The organism is Dietzia sp. NPDC055340 (genome assembly GCF_053645335.1).
In genome coordinates this window covers 117,062-133,766 of record NZ_JBSHML010000008.1, presented here as the reverse complement: position 1 = coordinate 133,766, position 16,705 = coordinate 117,062, and the positions used below count along the sequence as shown (strand labels likewise).

The 16,705-nt window shown below is 68.2% G+C and carries 14 protein-coding genes and 1 tRNA gene; 9 read left to right on the top strand and 6 right to left on the bottom strand.

Annotated features, from left to right (window positions below):
- Positions 1-34: 34 nt before the first annotated feature.
- The 3 genes from ACWIFB_RS08105 to ACWIFB_RS08095 all read right to left on the bottom strand — a co-directional run bounded on the left by ACWIFB_RS08105 (position 35) and on the right by ACWIFB_RS08095 (position 3,439).
- The gene (locus ACWIFB_RS08105; protein WP_454057922.1) at positions 35-1,213 is read right to left on the bottom strand and encodes a serine hydrolase domain-containing protein; all 1,179 of its coding nucleotides are present in this window, start codon (positions 1,211-1,213) and stop codon (positions 35-37) included.
- Positions 1,214-1,340: 127 nt separating this feature from the next.
- Positions 1,341-2,330 (bottom strand): helix-turn-helix domain-containing protein, encoded by a 990-nt coding sequence (locus ACWIFB_RS08100; RefSeq protein WP_454057921.1) that lies wholly within the window; start codon positions 2,328-2,330, stop codon positions 1,341-1,343.
- 68 nt (positions 2,331-2,398) lie between these two features.
- Positions 2,399-3,439, bottom strand: coding sequence for an NAD(P)H-quinone oxidoreductase (locus ACWIFB_RS08095; protein ID WP_454057920.1), 1,041 nt, complete (start codon positions 3,437-3,439; stop codon positions 2,399-2,401).
- Between the two features lie 167 nt (positions 3,440-3,606).
- On the opposite strand from ACWIFB_RS08095, the gene ACWIFB_RS08090 reads away from it, so the two are divergent.
- Positions 3,607-3,692: transfer RNA gene (locus ACWIFB_RS08090), tRNA-Ser, on the top strand.
- Between the two features lie 102 nt (positions 3,693-3,794).
- Positions 3,795-4,859, top strand: a complete 1,065-nt coding sequence (locus ACWIFB_RS08085; protein WP_454057919.1) for an HtaA protein — start codon at positions 3,795-3,797, stop codon at positions 4,857-4,859.
- Here the strand turns inward: ACWIFB_RS08085 and ACWIFB_RS08080 are convergent, their stop codons facing one another.
- The gene (locus ACWIFB_RS08080) at positions 4,860-5,963 is read right to left on the bottom strand and encodes a helix-turn-helix transcriptional regulator (protein ID WP_454057918.1); all 1,104 of its coding nucleotides are present in this window, start codon (positions 5,961-5,963) and stop codon (positions 4,860-4,862) included. It abuts the gene before it with no gap.
- Positions 5,960-7,546 carry an AAA family ATPase gene (locus ACWIFB_RS08075; RefSeq protein ID WP_454057917.1) on the bottom strand — a complete coding sequence of 529 codons (1,587 nt, stop codon included), beginning with the start codon at positions 7,544-7,546 and terminating at the stop codon, positions 5,960-5,962. Before ACWIFB_RS08075 ends, ACWIFB_RS08080 begins: the two co-directional genes overlap by 4 nt.
- Positions 7,547-7,717: 171 nt before the next feature.
- Here ACWIFB_RS08075 and ACWIFB_RS08070 point away from each other — a divergent pair, with 171 nt between their 5' ends.
- The 7 genes from ACWIFB_RS08070 to ACWIFB_RS08040 all read left to right on the top strand — a co-directional run bounded on the left by ACWIFB_RS08070 (position 7,718) and on the right by ACWIFB_RS08040 (position 15,832).
- Positions 7,718-8,023: a hypothetical protein gene (locus tag ACWIFB_RS08070; protein WP_454057916.1), complete on the top strand. Its 306-nt coding sequence runs from the start codon at positions 7,718-7,720 to the stop codon at positions 8,021-8,023.
- Positions 8,024-8,046: 23 nt separating this feature from the next.
- Positions 8,047-9,315, top strand: a complete 1,269-nt coding sequence (locus tag ACWIFB_RS08065) for a lipase family protein (RefSeq protein WP_454057950.1) — start codon at positions 8,047-8,049, stop codon at positions 9,313-9,315.
- A gap of 2 nt (positions 9,316-9,317) precedes the next feature.
- Positions 9,318-10,553 (top strand): alpha/beta hydrolase family protein, encoded by a 1,236-nt coding sequence (locus ACWIFB_RS08060; RefSeq protein ID WP_454057915.1) that lies wholly within the window; start codon positions 9,318-9,320, stop codon positions 10,551-10,553.
- Positions 10,554-10,595: 42 nt separating this feature from the next.
- The gene (locus tag ACWIFB_RS08055) at positions 10,596-11,072 is read left to right on the top strand and encodes a hypothetical protein (RefSeq protein ID WP_454057914.1); all 477 of its coding nucleotides are present in this window, start codon (positions 10,596-10,598) and stop codon (positions 11,070-11,072) included.
- 909 nt (positions 11,073-11,981) lie between these two features.
- Entirely contained in the window at positions 11,982-13,625 is a 1,644-nt protein-coding gene (locus ACWIFB_RS08050) for an NAD-dependent malic enzyme (protein ID WP_454057913.1), read from the top strand.
- A complete protein-coding gene (gene fumC / locus ACWIFB_RS08045; protein WP_454057912.1) occupies positions 13,622-15,064 on the top strand; it encodes a class II fumarate hydratase in 1,443 nt (480 codons plus the stop codon). Before ACWIFB_RS08050 ends, fumC begins: the two co-directional genes overlap by 4 nt.
- A 99-nt stretch (positions 15,065-15,163) precedes the next feature.
- On the top strand, positions 15,164-15,832 hold the full coding sequence (locus ACWIFB_RS08040; protein ID WP_454057911.1) for a YoaK family protein: 669 nt from the start codon (positions 15,164-15,166) through the stop codon (positions 15,830-15,832).
- On the opposite strand, the gene ACWIFB_RS08035 is transcribed toward ACWIFB_RS08040, so the two are convergent.
- Complete coding sequence (locus tag ACWIFB_RS08035) at positions 15,813-16,688, bottom strand: alpha/beta hydrolase family protein (RefSeq protein WP_454057949.1); 876 nt, start codon at positions 16,686-16,688, stop codon at positions 15,813-15,815. The two genes, ACWIFB_RS08040 and ACWIFB_RS08035, sit on opposite strands and share 20 nt — an antisense overlap.
- Positions 16,689-16,705 lie beyond the last annotated feature (17 nt).

The window sequence follows — 16,705 nt, the reverse complement described above, 5'->3', positions numbered from 1 at the left end:
TGATCGCGGCTTCACCGAGTAGCCGCCTCACACGTCACATGGACTGGTAGACGGCAGTCTCGAACTCGAGGAAGTTGTCGACGGCGGCCGGGTCCATGAACGGCAGGACCTGGCTGCCCCAGATTCCGGCGACGCCGTCCTCGCGGTCGATCCAGTAGTAGAGGTTCGCCAGCCCGGCCCAGGACAGGGACCCCGCGCTGCGGCCGGTGGGTGCTTCCTCGTCGTTGACCATGAATGAGTACGCCCACGACTTGCTCTGCCCCGGGAAGAACTCCGCGTCGTGCGAAAGCGCGGGTATCGAGGTCTTGATTGTGGAGACCTTCAGGTCGCCCAGCCCGTTTACCGCCGCGGCAGCCACCGTGGCTGGCTGCAGAACCCTGCCGTGTTCTCCGTCGCCGTCGCGGAGCCACATCCGGAGGAACCGGGTGTAGTCCGGCATGGTCGAGTACAGGCCGTGCCCGCCCATATCGAGTTCGGGGTCCTGGGGGAGCACCAGTTCGGTCGGGGCCAATGCGCCCTCGGTGCGCTGGTGGACGGCGGCTAGTCGTCCTGCCATCGACGGGGTCATGGTGAAGGCGGTGTCGTTCATCCCCAGCGGGGTGAAGATTCTCTCGCCCATGACATCGCCCAATCGCTTGCCCCGCACGGCCTCGACCACCAGGCCCGCCCAGTCGATATTGGTGCCGTAGTTGAATTGTGTGCCGGGCTCGAACAGCAGCGGCGACATCAGTGAGGCCTTGGTGGCGCCGATGATGTCGGGCTGGCCGGTTTCTGCGAGCAATCCAGCGTAGAGGTCGGAGAAGAACGAGTAGCCGAGGCCGGCCGTGTGCAGGAGCAGCATCCGGGTGGTGACGGGCGTGGACGGGGCGCGCAGGACGGGCGCGGCGTTTGAATCGATGCCCTCGGCAACCTGTAGTTCCGCGATCTCCGGCACGTACTCGGAGGCCGGCGCGTCCAGATCGACCAGACCCTCCTCGACGCACTGAAGGACCGCGGTCGAAGTGACGGCTTTAGTGGTGGAGAACATGCAGAAGACCGTGTCAGTCGACATCGGTGCCTCGTCGGCGATCGAGCGCAACCCCGACGCGCCTTCGTAGATGGTGCCGTCGGCCCGCGTGACGGTGGCGACGACTCCGGGGATTCGCGCCTCGGGGACCGTGGCGGTCGTGGTGCGGTTCAAAATGTCATCGAGGCGGGCGTTTAGGGTGGACATCGGTCAACCTCCGAGGTCGGGGCCGCGGTGCGGCCGAGGGGCCCGCGGGGAGCGGGTCGGGAGGATCGTCACCCGTCGGCTCGGCAGCTGACGTCGCGGATCGGAACCGGATGTCCGGAGTCGGCACTCAGATGTGCGAGGAGCTTCTCAGGGTCTGTGACGGGTTCTCGCCGAATCGGCGGCGGTAGGAGGCGGCGAAGGAACCGAGGTTGACGTAGCCCCAGGCGTGCGCGGCAGAGGCGACCGAAGCGGCTCCGCCGGCCAGTTCGCGGCGCACTCCGTAGAGCCGGCGTTCGTTGAGATAGGCCCGCGGGGAGATTCCCACGTACTTGGCGAAACCGCCGCTCAGGGCGCGGGCGCTGACCCCGGCCGCCGCAGCGATCTCGGAAACGGTGGGCAGGTCATGGGCGTGGGCATCGATGTAGTGCACGGCTGTCCGGATGTATCCGGGGGCCGGAACGGAACGCGGCGACGACAGGTCGAGGCCGACCCCGCGTGACCAGTCGCCCAGCAGTTGGGCGACCAGCATCTCCTCGAGGTGGCGACCTGCCGGCCCTGACGCGACCGCCGCGGGATCCACCGCGGCGGTCCGGGACGTGTAGTCGAGAAGGCTCAGCCACGGACTGCCGGGGCCGCCCACGACGCACGGCCGGGACCACAGCCGACTGTCGGGAGCTGTGCCGTACCACCGGAGAGACAGGTCGGTGAGGAGACGCTGGGGGATGGTCAGGTTGAGCTGCAGGTGTTCGGTGTCCGCCTCCAGCCGGTAGGGGGAGTGCGCACAGTCCACGACGTAGGTCTGGCCGCCGGTCAGTTCCGTGCTGTTTCGCAGGCCCGCATGCCGGGTGTTCCCGTCGACGGTGGTGAGTACGAGAATGTTGCCCGAGTCCACGGCGAACCCGTCCAGGTCGACGTGGATGCCGTAGGTGAAATGCGTCATCGTCATCTCGCCGATGGCGACCGAGTACATCGACGACGACGGGGTGATCCGCCTCCCGTGAGGGCGGACATCGAAGCTCATGTACTTGTCATCGGTCCAGGCGCGGATGAAGTCCCAGTCTCTGGCTCCTGGCCGATTCCGGGCGGATCCCGGTCGGGGATCGAACTCGGTGATCATGCGGACACATTACGTGCGACCGGTACTCGGCCGATGCACATCGACCGCTCCGGGACCGCGGAGTCCGATCAGCTGACGGTCAGCAGGATCTTCCCGTGCGAGTCGCCGGACTCCAGGAGGGCCAGTGCGTCGGCCGCCTGCGCGAGCGGGATCTCGCGTGAGACGCGGGTGGTCACATCGCCCGCGGAGACCAGCGGCCACACGGCATCCACGACCTCCCGGCAGATGCCGGTCTTCCCCCCGGGCCCGTCCACCGGGCGGGCCCGGAGGTTCGTCGCCATGATCCCGGCGCGCTTGGGCAGCAATCCGCCCAGGTTGAGCTCGCCCTTCACCCCGCCCTGGAGGCCGATCACGATGATGCGGCCGTCCGGAGCCAGCGATGCCACGTTCCGCTCGAGGTACTTGGCCCCCATCACGTCGAGAATCAGGTCGACACCGCGGCCGCGCGCGTCGTGCTCGGTCCACTCCGTGACCGTCTCGACGAAGTCCTCGTCCCGGTAGTCGATCACCAGGTCCGCGCCCAGATCGCGGCACATCTGCACCTTCTCCGGTCCGCCGGCGGTGGTGGCCACCCGTGCGCCGAGGGCGCGGCACACCTGGATCGCGTGCGAGCCGATCCCGCCTGCCCCGCCGTGGATGAGGACCCGCGGCGCGCCCAGCTCCTGATCGCCCCAGTGGGCGTCCCCGGCGAGGATTCCGCGGCCGAGGCCGCCCGTCATCGCCAGATTGGACCACACCGTGCACGCCACCTCCGGTAGCGATGCCGCCTCGTGCAGCGTCAGACCCGCCGGCACCGGCATCACCTGCCCGGCCGGGACCGCGACCTTCTCGGCATAGCCGCCGCCGGCGAGCAGCGCGCACACCTCGTCGCCGATCGCCAGGCCCTCCACGCCCTCGCCGACCGCCGAGATGCGACCCGAACACTCCAGTCCGAGGATCTCCGACGCGCCCGGAGGCGGCGGGTAGTGACCCCGGGACTGCAGCAGGTCGGCGCGGTTCACTGCCGTGGCCGCCACATCGATCACGACCTCGCCCTGCTCGGGAGTCGGATCGTCGACCTCGGTCAGGCGGAGGGTGTCGGGTCCGTTCGTGTACTCGATGGCCTTCATGAACCCGACCGTAGTCGCGACCGCAGGACCGGGCATCCGGCCGGGATCGATCGGGTCGTGGAGGCGCGGCTTCGTGCGGTCGTCGGGGGTCCACTACGATGGTCACCGTCGTCAGCGTGTGGTTCCACGTGGAACTACGCAGTCGTGCGTGTCGCGGCCGGCGGCGGGGAAGTGTGGCAGAGCGGCCGAATGCACTCGCCTTGAAAGCGAGCGTGCCTGAACAGCACCGGGGGTTCAAATCCCTCCACTTCCGCAGAAGACCTGCAGGTATTGCAGTGCAAGCGCTGCGCAAGGCGCGGGCGTGAACTCGAGGGCGAAGGTCGATCTTAGGGTCACCTAACCTATGGTTGTGGGTATGACCAGCTTGTGGAAGAGCTTCCTGGGCGCGATCGCCCTCGCCGTCGTCGTCCCCTTCGCCCCCGCCGTGGCCGGCACCGCGGCCACGGCGTCCGCCGCGCCGACGGTCCCCGACGACCTCCCGTTCTTCCCCGAGGTCCAGCAGAACCCACAGGTCACCGTGACCACCGGGGACGGCCGGCCGGTCGACGGCCTCACCGTCCACCGCGGCGACGTCCTGCTGATCCACGGCACCGGCTTCTCCCCGCAGGCCAACCAGGGCGGCTTCCCACTGCCGGTCCCGCCGGGTGTCCCGAACGGTGTGTACGTCCTCTACAGTGCGTTCCCCGACCACTGGAAGCCGAGCGAGGACGCCCCGTCCGGCTCCCGCACCCACCCGCACGACCGGATGGCATGGGTGACCCCCGCCGGAACGCTCGAGGCGATTCCCAAGGCGCCAATCGACATGCATCGGTCGATCGCCCGCGTGGCCCAGCCGATGGCCGACGACGGCAGCTTCACCGCCCGGATCGTCGTAGACCCTGCCGAGAACACCCCGGGCGACAACTGGGGCGTGTACGTCTACGCCGGCGCCGGCTCGGTCAACGCCGCCGAGGAGTTCTACGTCCCGATCGCCTACTCGCCCGAGCCCGGGCCCGACACCCCGCCCGAGCCGACCCCTGACCTCGTCGTGGACGCCGGCCTCGTCCACCAGGCGACCTCCGCCCTCCAGGGCGGCATCAACCCCCGGGCCGGGGCAGCCGAGCAGGATGGGGAGCGCGTGAGCTTCACCCGCGACCACGCCGCCGAGGCCGCCGTCGGCGACGGTGTCCAGCGGTACCGCGGCACCGTCACGGCCACGGCGCGGTTCAACATCGTCGAGGTCGCGATGAAGGACCCCTGGATCGAGACCCGTGCCGACGGCAGTCGAGTGCTCACCGCTCTGGTGTCACAGCGCCACGATGTGGGGGCGGACCTCCTGCACCGGGTCGACCTGGGCGTGCTGGAGCCGGCTGACGTGGCCGGCCTCCACCCCGTCGTCCTGGGGCCCGTCACCGTCGGGCACGTAGCCGTCGACGGCTGATCAACGACGCCGCTGCCCGCGCGCGGCGACCAGCGCCGCGAGCTCGACCCGCGTGCGCAGGTCGAGCTTGTGCAGGGCGTGGGAGACATGGGTCTGGACGGTGCGCGGCGAGATGCAGAGCTCGCGGGCGATCTCCGCACCGTTGTGCCCGGCCGCCACCAACTCGGCGACGGTCATCTCGGTGCGGGTGAGGGCCTCCCACCCGGCGCGGGGCCGCTCCCGTACCTTGCGGGCATCCATCCGCACCCCCGACGCGCGCAGCCGCGAGGTGATGCGGGCGGACAACGCCGCAGCCCCCATGTTCTGGCAGAGCAGCACCGCGCGGTGGCCGTGCCCCCGGGCCGCCGCCTTGTCACCGGCCGAAGCGGCAGCGCACGCCGCCTCCTCCCAGGCCGCCGACTCGGTGAGGACGTCTCCGAGCTCGCGTGCGGAGTGCGCGCAGGGCACGGCAGCCCCGAGGATGACGCCGGGATCTCCCGCGCACACAGCCCGGGCCAGACCGACCGGGCCGACCATCGCGGGCGCCGGCGGCGATGGCAGCCCGGCGAGGGCTGCGGAGATCTCCCGCGAGAACTCCGTGTCCGCGGCGCGGTGGGCGATCCGGGCACAGTCCACGGCCATCACCGGCAGCCACCCGTCGAGGCCCAGGCCCCCGGTGTGGTCCCAGCACCGGCGCGCAGCGGCCAGCGCGGGCCGGAGTTTGCGCTGCATCTCGAGGAGCAGTACCCGCGCCTGCCCGAGCACAGGGAGGCCGAACTGGTCCGGTAGCCCGGACGCGGCGAACCGGTCCAGGCGGGTCGCCGCGCGGGAGAACTCCCCGCGGTAGACGCCGACGATCGCCCGCGTCCCCTCGGCGAGCGACGTCCAGCCCAGATCACCGCCGGCGGCCCGCTCGAGACCGGCATCCGCCGACGCGACGGCATCGCCCAGCCGCCCCTGGTACAGCGCTATCCCCGCACGGGTGAAGTCGTGATACGCCGTCATCCACCCGACGCCCCTCTCGGCGCGTCGCTGGATCGCGCTGTCGAGCAGGGCATCCGCGGCCGCCGGACCGTGGATGTAGAGCTCGATGAACGGCGGCCAGATATCGGCGGAGGTGCTCAACTCGGACCACTCGCCGGCGCCAGCCCCAGACCGCCGATCCCGTCCCCGGTGAGGAAGCGGCGCAGGGCCTCGGTGACCATCTCGCTGACGTTTCCGGGGTCGGAGACGGGATACGGCTCCGGGGACACAGGTGCCTCGCCGGCGAGCAGGCGGACATAGCGTTGCAGATCGAGCAGGACGTCGCGCGTCGGTGAGTCGACCGGCAGCCGGAGGGTCTGCGCGATCAGCTCCAGCACCTGCGACGTGCGTCCCTGCGCGATCAGGCTGAACAGCAGGACGCGGTGGAGCCGGGCCAGGATGGCCGGGTCGGAGCAGGCGGCCAAGCCCTGCTCGGCCACCTCGGTCGCGCGGGCGAGCTGACCGGACCGCGCGAGTGCGGTGGCGAGATCGAGTTCAAGGGTCCGGGTGGGCAGTGGCGTGTCCGAGGCGACCGCCGTGTCCAGCAGATCCGCGGCCACGGCCGGCGCCCCGACGAGTTCTCCCTGCGCGTCGGAGATCGCCGTGGCCGCGGTCGACCCGTCGGCCCCGGCCGCCAGCAGGTGGTGGGCCACCAACTGGGGCCGCCCGCGACTCTCGTGGTGTCGGGCGATGGCGGTGTGGAGCACCCGCCTCAGGGATTGGTCGAGGCCGTCGTAGGCGACGTCCGCGTAGACATCGTGTGTCACGGTGAGTCCGCCCTGTGCCGCGGCGATGATCACCCCGGCGTCGATCGCCGTCTGTGCGGCACCGATGAGCGAGGCGGGCGGGACGTCGTCGAGCAGGGCCAACTCGTCGAGCGTCACCGGCCCACCCCAGACCGCCACCTTCTGGACCAGAGCGCGGGACTGTGCGTCGAGAAGGGAGAGTTGCTGGCCGACCGCGGTTTCGAGGGAGACGGACGACACCGTGCCCACCGCGCCACGGACGGTGGCCCGCTCGTCCGCGACCACCACGTTGCCCGCCGCCCTGAGCTCGTCGAGCATCGCCCTGGCATGCAGCGGGTTTCCACAGGACCGCGCCAACAGGTCGGCCAGGGCGCGGTCTGGCCACGCGCCCAGCTGCTGGTGGCAGAGCGCCGCGAGCTCCGCCTCGTCCATCGCGGGCAGGTGCCATTCGGCCACCCAGGGGCGGGAGAGGAGTCTGGCCAACGACGCACGTAGCGGAAGATGTCGGCGGGCCAGAAGGATCGCCAGCGGCAGGTCGCGCGCGACGGCGGACAACGAGCCGAGAAACTCCAGGGTGCCCGAGTCCGCGTTGTGGGCGTCGTCGACGATCAGCAGCTGGGGCTCCTCCGCGCACAGCGAATCGACCACCGCGTCCAGCGAGGTGACGAAATCCAGCGGGACAGGACAGGGTACGGGCACGCCGAGCAGCGTGGCGGCCACCGCGTAGGGCTGCCGCCAGGACAGGTCGTCGGCGACCGTCCACCGCGTCGCCCTGCCCAGGGGACGGCCGGCGAGTTCGCGGAGGGCGTACGTCTTTCCCACTCCCGGCCCGGCGGTGACGACCACGGTGCGAGCCCGCGTTCCGCCGGTCGTCAGGTCCACCGCCGACGCGATGTCGTCGATCACCGCCAGTCGTGAACCGGGCGGCGGCGATCGCATCTTTCGAAGCGTAGCGGACGGAGTCGCCCCGGACGGGCGGTCCGGAACCGCCGATGGCAGCGAAAAATGCGTGTACAGACCGATGAACAGACAGCGTTTTGCCGCCACGATGGTCGTGTCGGCCGCCGCCCTCCCACGACCCCGGCGACCGGGAACGGAATCCTCGTCATGATGCGACAGCTTCGAGTCCTCGCGACCGCCGGCGGTCTCGCCGCGGCAGCCGTGCTCGGTGCGTCGGGCACAGCCTCGGCCGACCACATCGACCGGCCCAAGCCGGCAGGACCACCCTGGAGCGCCTCGCCAGACGGGCTGACCTACTGCTTCGCGGGCTACTGCGACAACTGGGACAAACTGGACAACTACGTGTGCACCACCGGCGCTCCCACCGCGCTGATCTGCGACGTCATCATGATGGGCGTCCGAGCCCTCCCACCGATGGACATCGGTGACCTGGTCCCGCACGAATTCATCGCCTAGACGGACGTCCGTTGATAATCGCCATGCGGTGGGACAACCCCACCACGAACGCGCTCCGCCGGGGTGCCGCCACCGGCGTCGCCGCCCTCCTGCTCTGTGCCGGGGTGACGACAGGGGCCGGCGCGGCGGCGGCGCAGTCCGCGGCTCCGCCGACGGTGCCCCTGCCGTCCGCGGACCCGTTCTACACGACCGACGGCCCGCTGGAGGACCGGGCGCCGGGCTCGGTGCTCGACACCCGCACCATGCCCTACGGTTCGCTCGCCCACGAGACCCCGTTGACCGGTACCCAGATCCTGTACCGGACCACCGATCAGGCGGGAGGAGCGACCACCACGGTCGCCACGGTCCTGCGGCCGGTCGTACCCGGCCCGGCCAAACTGATCTCGTACCACATGGCCTACGACGCGCTCGGCGCCGAGTGCGACCCGTCGTACACCCTGACCGGCGACGGCGCTCCCAGCCAGGCGGGAACGTTCGAACAGGGGGTCATCGCCGGATACCTCGCGTCCGGGTTCACCGTGGTGGTCCCGGACTACGAGGGCCCCGACCTGGAGTGGACCATCGGGCGACAGTCGGGCTATGCCGCGTTGGACGGCATCCGGGCGGCCGAGAACGTGCTGGGCTTGCCGCCCTCCACCCCGGTCGGGCTGATCGGATACTCCGGGGGCTCGGTGCCCACCGAATGGGGAGCCGAGGTGGCGCCGGACTATGCGCCCGAGCTGAACATCGTCGGCGCCGCCGCAGGCGGACTACCGGTGAACCCCACGCACAACCTCCCGTACGTGAGCGGCAGCTCCTCGTGGGCCGGCGTCATCCCCGCGCTCGTCGTCGCCTATCAACGCGCCTACGGACTGGACACGAGCACTTTCCTGTCCGATCGCGGTCAGCAGATCGTCGACACCGTCAGCACGCAGTGCATCAACGCCTTCGCGGCCAGCTACCCCGGCCTCACCGACGCGCAGATGGTCCGCGAGCCCTATGCGTCTCTCCTGGACGTGCCGGCGGTCGTGAGCGCGATCGACGACAACATCATGGGTACGGCGGGAACCCCGCGTGTCCCGATGCTGCTCGCGGTGGGGGACGCCGACGGCACAGGTGACTCGGTGATGGTGACCGCCGACGTCGCGGGGCTGGCGGGCGACTACTGCCGTCGCGGTGTCGCCGTGACGTACGCGCGGTACGACCGGCTGGCCCACGGTGAGGCCTTCCTGCCCTTCCAGGCCCAGACCGCGCAGTTCTTCACCGAGCGGTTCGCCGGCCTTCCACCCACCTCCAACTGCCGAGGACGCTGACCATGACGACCTTCTTCTCGGCCCGCCCCCACCGCGCACTGAGCAAGGGCTTCTACCGGAGCGCCGACTTCGACTACGAGGTGCGCGGCCTGCTCGGGGCGGTCGCCTACGGGGCCGCCGAGGCCGGCGAGGTCCTGGCCACGGTCGACGATGTCGCCGACGGCGACCACGATCACTGGTTCCGGGCCTGGCACGACCTCGGGAGCCGGGTCCGTGCCGCCGCCGACGAGGAGGCGGCTGCCGGTCGAACGGTGAGCGCCTCCATGGCCTACCTCCGGTCGTCCACCTACTTCTCGGTGGCCGTCAACTCGGTGAGCGGACTGCAGTCCGATGAACAACTGCTGCCCACGTTCCGCCTCCAGCACTCCGCCTGGGAGCGCTTTGTCGACACCACCGACAGGCCGATCGATCGCGTGCAGATCCCGTACGAGGCGGACCACATGCCGGGCTGGTTCCTCCGATCCGGTGTCCACCCCGGACCGGCGCCCACCCTCGTGATGGTCAACGGCAGCGACGGGGCCACCAGCGGGCTCTGGACCAACGGCGCCGCAGGCGCGGTGGCCCGCGGATACAACGTGCTCCTCTTCGACGGTCCGGGCCAGCAGTCGATGCTCTTCGAGCGGGGGATCGGCTTCCGTCCCGACTGGGAGGCGGTGATCAGCCCCGTCGTCGATTTCCTGCTACAGCGCGAGGACGTCGACGCCGGGCGGCTCGCCCTGTACGGAATCAGCCAGGGCGGGTTCTGGGTGGCGCGGGCGCTGGCCCACGAGCACCGGTTCGCCGCGGCGATCGCCGATCCCGGCGTGGTGGACGTGGCGGCGTCGTGGAACGCGAACATCCCGTCTCCGTTGATGACGCTGTTCCGGTCGGGCAAGAAGGACGCGTTCGATCGCGACATGGCCCTCGGGATGAGGTTCTCACCGACCACGGCACGGACGTGGACATTCCGCGCACGCCCCTACGGCACCGACAGCTACTTCGACACGCTCACGGAGGTGCACCGATACAGGTTGACCAGCGAGGAGGCCGCGCGGATCACCACCCCGCTCCTGGTCACCGACCCCGAGGGCGAGCAGTTCTGGCCCGGCCAGTCCGTCCGTCTCGCGGATGAGGCGGGCGGCCCCACCGAGGTCGCGACATTCACCGCGGCCGAGGGCGCCAACCTCCACTGCCAACCGCTGGCGCGGCAACTCACCGACACCCGAATGTTCGCCTGGCTCGACTCCACGTTGTCCTGACTGGCTGCCGCCTCGCGGCCACGCCGCAGAGAGGAGCACAGCATGTCAGACACATCGGAGAAGAACCTCCACACGTTAACGATCGTCGGTGGCTTCGTCCCGTGGATCGGCTTCGCCCTGGTGGCCCAGCGCCTCGCAGGGAGTGCTGGGGCGCGCCGTTCCGTCGGACGAACCTGGTCCAGTCGGCGCTGTGGGGGCATCGCGATCATCGCCATGGGGGCGGCGTCGCTGTTCGTGACCGCCCTGGACGACCAGGCGGCGAGCACAAACGATCCCCACCTCCTCGACTTCCTGCTCAACTGGGTCGTACCGGTCGCCGTCATCAGGCTGATGATCCACGTCACCAACACCTATGCCGACCCCGCCGGACGGCGGGCGAGGAGAGCCCGACCGAAGGGCGGCTCAACCGACCACGTCGGCGAGTTCCGCGGTGGACGCATGCGCGATCGTGTCGAGGACCTTCGAGTAGTTGGGGGGAGTCGCCGGAGACTATCGCCACGTGGTTCTCGCCGTCGATAACCACCAGTTCGGCGTCGGGGCCGCCTGGCTCGGGGTCGCCACGATGGCCATCGACCTGATCGCCTGGACCAAACTCATGACCTTCCACGGCGATCCGGCGCGGGCCCGCTGTGAGATCGCCGCGTTCCGCTATCGCGTCCTGCATGTGGCCGCACGCATCACCCCCCCAGCCAGACAGACGTGCCTACGAACGACAGAACTTGGCGCTGGGCCACCGCCGTCGTCGCAGGCTGGCACCAAATACGCACCGCGTTCAGCTGACTGCCGAACCTCTGCGCCGACGCCCCCGAAGGACTCCCGGAACCCGCATACCCGGGGCGCCAGTCGGGCCCCGGCCATGCCCCGCCCTCGAAATCAGCCCAGAACGGACCCGTGACTGCGTTCAGCGGCTTGACTCACGGTTCGTGAGAGTCACGAGGCTAATTCTGGCGGTCGATTGGTGAACGGAACAGTAACTAATACGTATACGGACGCGTGATTCCTCGGCGCGGAGTTATGGTGATTAATTCCGCTTAGGACGTTTGTAATGGCGCGTCTCGCAGTCTCGCACATCTGCTGTCGCAACTGATTTAATTGAGGAGAATCTCAGCTAGCGGAGTGTTCCGGCTCCGTAACGGCCGGTGACCTCGCGGTAGCCGGCTTGGCTGTTCTAGTGCGCGTGCATGTGGACGTTGTCACGCAGCTCGTAGAACCCGCATAATTTCGCCAATTGTGTGTTAAGTGAGGTGTGGCGAGGCGCTCGGGCGGCGGTTGCTGTTCCCCTATTGCTGGAACCGTTAATCTTCGCTAACATCCAGAATTGTGCGACGAAGGGTTTCTTTTCGGAGCGAAGTATTTCATCTTCGCACGGCGAAATGAAATGGCGAGCGCGCACAAGTCTTGTCCACGATGGAGCGTCGAAGAGGAGCCATGTCCACAGAAATCGGTAATGACCCGTTGCGGAATCGCGGAACTGCGTTCACGGTCGAAGAGCGTGCTCGTCTCGGCCTGGTCGGCAAGTTGCCGTCCGCGGTCGAGACCCTCGACGAGCAGGCTGCGCGCTGCTACAAGCAGATCAGCCAGTACCAGACTGACCTGGAGAAGTACACATACCTGGACCAGTTGCATGATCGCAACGAGGTGCTCTTCTACAAGGTCGTGGTCGACCACATCGCCGAGATGCTGCCCATCGTGTACGACCCGACCATCGGTGATGCGATCAAGCAATGGAGCAACGACTACCGCGACTCCCGCGCCGTGTACCTGTCGATCGATCGCCCGGAGGACGTGCGCGCATCGTTCGAGGGTCTCGGCCTCGGTGCCGACGACGTCGATCTGATCGTCGTCTCCGACGCCCAGGAGATCCTCGGCATCGGCGACTGGGGCGTGAACGGCACGGATATCTCGATCGGCAAGCTCGCGGTGTACACCGCTGCTGCAGGAATCGACCCGGGCCGGGTTATCGCCGTGAACCTGGACGTCGGCACCGACAACGAGGTGCTGTTGAACAGCCCTGCGTATCTCGGCAACCGGCATGCCCGGATCACCGGCCAGCGCTACGACGACTTCATCGACCTCTACCTGAAGACAGCCTCCGAGCTGTTCCCGAACGCCCTTCTGCACTTCGAGGACTTCGGCCCCAGCAACGCGCGTCGCATCCTCGAAGAGAACCGCCCGAACTACCGGATCTTCAACGACGACATGCAGGGCACCGGCGCGATCGTCATGTCCGCGGTATTCTCCGGACTCAAGGTGACCAAGCAGACCTTCTCCGAACAGCGACTGGTGGTCTTCGGTGCAGGTACCGCAGGCACGGGCATGGCGGACCAGATCAGTGCAGCCATGGTCCGGGATGGGCTGTCCGCCGAGGAGGCGAAGGCGCGGGTCTGGCTGGTGGACCGGAACGGTCTGGTGACCGACGACATGCCGGACCTGCCCAACTACCAGGCGGCCTACGCCCGGCCGGCGGCAGAGGTGGCTGACTGGTCACGGACCGACGGCGTCATCGGCCTGCTCGATGTGGTCCGGCAGGTGAAGCCGACGGTCCTCATCGGTACGTCGACGATGCACAACGGATTCCCGAAGGCCGTCGTCGAAGCCCTGGCCGCAGGTGTCGAACGACCTATCCTGCTGCCGCTCTCCAACCCGACCGAGCGCATCGAGGTCATGCCTGCCGATGCCGTTCCCTGGTCGGAAGGCCGTGCGCTCATCGCGACCGGGATCCCGGTCGACCCCGTGTCATACCACGGGGTCGACTACAACATCGGTCAGGCGAACAACGCCCTTCTCTACCCGGGGCTGGGGCTGGGCACCATCGTCTCTGGCGCCACGCATGTGACCGACGGCATGCTGCTCGCTGCGGCACAGGCCGTTGCCGATCAGGTCGACCCGACTGCGCTCGGAGCATCGCTTCTGCCACCCGTAGACGATTTGCGTGCGTCGTCCGCGATCGTCGCGCTCGCGGTAGCCAAGCAGGCTATGGAGGAGGGGGTCGCCACCAACACACCCGAGAACTTGGTGCAGGCAGTCGAGGATGCAATGTGGCAGCCGGTCTACCCGGAGGTTGCCGAATGAGTGCTGACGAGACCACTGCACCCGAAATTCTGGATCTGCCGATCGGGATCGATGCGACCGGTGAGCGCCATGAGACAGACTCTATGGGCAGAATCGATGTTCCGGCCGACAGGTACTGGGGCGCCCAGACCCAGCGTTCTCTGCTGCACTTCTCGATCGGCAACGACAAGATGCCGCACGAGGTCTACCGCGCCTACGGTTACGTGAAGAAGGCCGCGGCATTGGTGAACGGTGCCGCGGGACGGCTTCCCGAGTGGAAATCGGGCGTGATCGCGCAGGTTGCCGACGAGGTGATCTCCGGAGCGCTCGATGAGCACTTTCCCCTCTACGTGTGGCAGACGGGCTCGGGCACCCAGTCGAACATGAACGTCAACGAGGTCATCAGCAACCGGGCGATCCAGTTGGTCGGCGGGATACTGGGGTCTAAGGATCCGATCCATCCGAACGACCACGTCAATATGGGCCAGTCGTCCAACGACTCCTTTCCGACCGCGATGCATATCGCCACCGTCAAGGAGATCCATGAGCGGCTCCTGCCCTCCCTCAAGGAGTTGCAGAAGGCCTTTGTCGACAATGCGACGAAGTGGAAAGACGTTGTCAAGATCGGCCGCACCCACCTGCAGGACGCGACACCGCTGACCGTCGGGCAGGAATGGTCCGGCTACGCGCGTCAACTCGAGCAGGGCATCGCGAGGCTGGAGCAGACCGCCGAGGGGCTGTATGAATTGGCCCTGGGCGGTACGGCCGTGGGAACCGGGTTGAACGCGCCGGAGAACTTCGACGTCGAGGCCGCGGCCAAGATCGCCGAGCTCACCGGCTATCCCTTTGTGACTGCGGAGAACAAGTTCGCAGCCCAGGGCGGGCTGGACGCGATGGTGGCGGCCAGTTCGGGTATGCGAGCGCTGGCGGTGCCGTTGATGAAGATCGCCAACGACATCCGCTGGTTGGCCTCGGGGCCGCGTTGCGGCTTCGGTGAGTTGTCGCTGCCCGCGAATGAGCCCGGCAGTTCCATCATGCCGGGCAAGGTCAACCCGACCCAGTGCGAGGCCATGGTGATGGTCTGCATTCAGGTACTCAGCGAGGATTCCTGCGTCGCCTTCGCCGGCTCGCAGGGCAACTTCGAGCTGAACGCGATGCGCCCGATCATCATCAACAATGTGCTCCATTCCGCACGGATCCTCGGCGACGCCGCGGTCAAGCTGCGCGAGTACTGCATCGAGGGAGTCGAACTGAACGAGGATCGGATCGCCGATCTGCTAAAGCAGTCCCTGATGCTCGTCACGGCGCTGTCTCCGGTGATCGGATACGACAAGGCCTCGGCCATCGCCCACAAGGCGAATGATGAGGGCACTACCCTGCGCGAGGCCGCACTCGCGACCGGGTACATCGACGCGACAACCTTCGATGACGTCGTCGATCCGAGCAAGATGATCGGATAGAGCAAACCACGGTGGGCCCCGGTCCCCGGTGGATGCATCCAGCATCCACCGGGAGCCGAGGCCTTCTCCGGATATCACGATGCGAGAAAGAAGGATCCCGTGGTTGGGTTTGAGACTGGTCGAGTAGGCCAGTCCGAGGCGCTGCTCGGTGCATGGTTGCTGGCAATCGCAGGATTCGTCGATGCGGTGGCGTTCGTGGTCTTGCAGGGCAGTTTCGTCGCGTTCATGTCGGGAAACACCACGATCCTGGGTTCCTCGTCAGCGAACGGGCACTGGCATCCGGCCAGTCTGTCCGCGGTGTTGATCGCGTTGTTCTTCGCCGGAAACGTGGGGGGCGCGGCGCTGGTCAGATATGCGGGGCGCGCTGCCCACCGGCTACTGATGGTCTCGATAGCGGCGGTGATACTGGTTGGCACGATCGTCGCCAACACGGTGTCACCGATGGCCGGTCTGGTAGTCACAGCGATCGCGGCGGGCCTCATCAACTCGGCGCTCGCGGCGAAGACCGATGTCCACGTCGGCCTGACCTACGTCACCGGCACCCTTGTCAAGGCTGCGCATCAGCTGGTGGAGGGAGTCGGATCAGACCGGCCGTGGGCATGGTCGAAAACTCTTGGATTCTGGGCGGTCTTCGCAGGTGGAGCAGTTGTCGGCGGGGCGGCATTCAGCAAACTTGGTACCGCCGCGCTGTGGTGTGCCGTCGGCCTGGCTCTCGTCGCGTGCGTGCTTCCGCACCGCACGGACTCACCTACGACGGTCGGTCGTTGACGACGCCCCCGAGGTCCGCTGCTGACACCCGCGTGATCGTATCGAGGACCTTCGAGTAGTTGGGGGAGTCGCCGGAGACGATCGACACGTGGTTCTCGCCGTCGATGACCATCAGCTTGGCGTCGCCGCCGGCCCGGCGGGCCGAGGTGACGTAGCGGCGCGAATTCTCGGGCGACACCACCGTGTCCTCGGAGCCGTGCAACGCCACGACCGGGGTGTCCGGGGCGATGTTCTGGATCGGGTCCACCATCGCGTAGCGGTCCGGCACCTGCGACGGGGTGCCGCCGATCGCCTTGACGATCCGATCGTCGCCGTTCTCGGCCGCGTAGACCGCGTCCAGGGGCCCGGCGATCGAGACGACCCGGGTGGGGCGGAACCGGGGACGGGAGCCGACCTCGTCGTCGTCGAGAAGATGCCTGGTCCCACCCCACACGGCGAGCTGGGCGCCGGCGCTGTGCCCCACGACCACCTCGTCGTCGATCGTGATCTGCGGGAACATCTCGTCGACCTTCACCACATGGTCGAGGGCGTCGGCGACGTCCCGGAACGTCGTGGGCCAGCCTCCGCCCGAACCGAGTCGCCGGTACTCGATGTTGTAGACCGCCATGCCGCGGGTGGCCAGCTCGCGGGCCAGTGGGTCGAACGCATCCGCGCCGATCTCGCTCTGCCACGCGCCGCCGTGGATGATCACGGCCAGCGGCAGGGAATCGACCTCCTCCTCACCCGCCGGGATATAGAGATCGGCCCAGTTCTGCTCGGGATCGGGCTCACCGGCACGAGTCGGGTACTCGAAGCGCTGCACCGCGACCTCGTCCAGTCGCGCGGGGCCGTCGACCGTCGGGTCAACTTTCGCCACCGGTTCGGGGGAGGCGC

What these genes read in the sequence shown, in the direction of transcription:
- ACWIFB_RS08105 (WP_454057922.1), bottom strand. Translation starts at nt 1,213, where the DNA reads ATGTCCACCCTAAACGCCCGCCTCGATGACATTTTGAACCGCACCACG.
- ACWIFB_RS08100 (WP_454057921.1), bottom strand. Translation starts at nt 2,330, where the DNA reads ATGATCACCGAGTTCGATCCCCGACCGGGATCCGCCCGGAATCGGCCA.
- ACWIFB_RS08095 (WP_454057920.1), bottom strand. Translation starts at nt 3,439, where the DNA reads ATGAAGGCCATCGAGTACACGAACGGACCCGACACCCTCCGCCTGACC.
- ACWIFB_RS08085 (WP_454057919.1), top strand. Translation starts at nt 3,795, where the DNA reads ATGACCAGCTTGTGGAAGAGCTTCCTGGGCGCGATCGCCCTCGCCGTC.
- ACWIFB_RS08075 (WP_454057917.1), bottom strand. Translation starts at nt 7,546, where the DNA reads ATGCGATCGCCGCCGCCCGGTTCACGACTGGCGGTGATCGACGACATC.
- ACWIFB_RS08070 (WP_454057916.1), top strand. Translation starts at nt 7,718, where the DNA reads ATGCGACAGCTTCGAGTCCTCGCGACCGCCGGCGGTCTCGCCGCGGCA.
- ACWIFB_RS08065 (WP_454057950.1), top strand. Translation starts at nt 8,047, where the DNA reads ATGCGGTGGGACAACCCCACCACGAACGCGCTCCGCCGGGGTGCCGCC.
- ACWIFB_RS08060 (WP_454057915.1), top strand. Translation starts at nt 9,318, where the DNA reads ATGACGACCTTCTTCTCGGCCCGCCCCCACCGCGCACTGAGCAAGGGC.
- ACWIFB_RS08055 (WP_454057914.1), top strand. Translation starts at nt 10,596, where the DNA reads ATGTCAGACACATCGGAGAAGAACCTCCACACGTTAACGATCGTCGGT.
- ACWIFB_RS08050 (WP_454057913.1), top strand. Translation starts at nt 11,982, where the DNA reads ATGTCCACAGAAATCGGTAATGACCCGTTGCGGAATCGCGGAACTGCG.
- fumC (WP_454057912.1), top strand. Translation starts at nt 13,622, where the DNA reads ATGAGTGCTGACGAGACCACTGCACCCGAAATTCTGGATCTGCCGATC.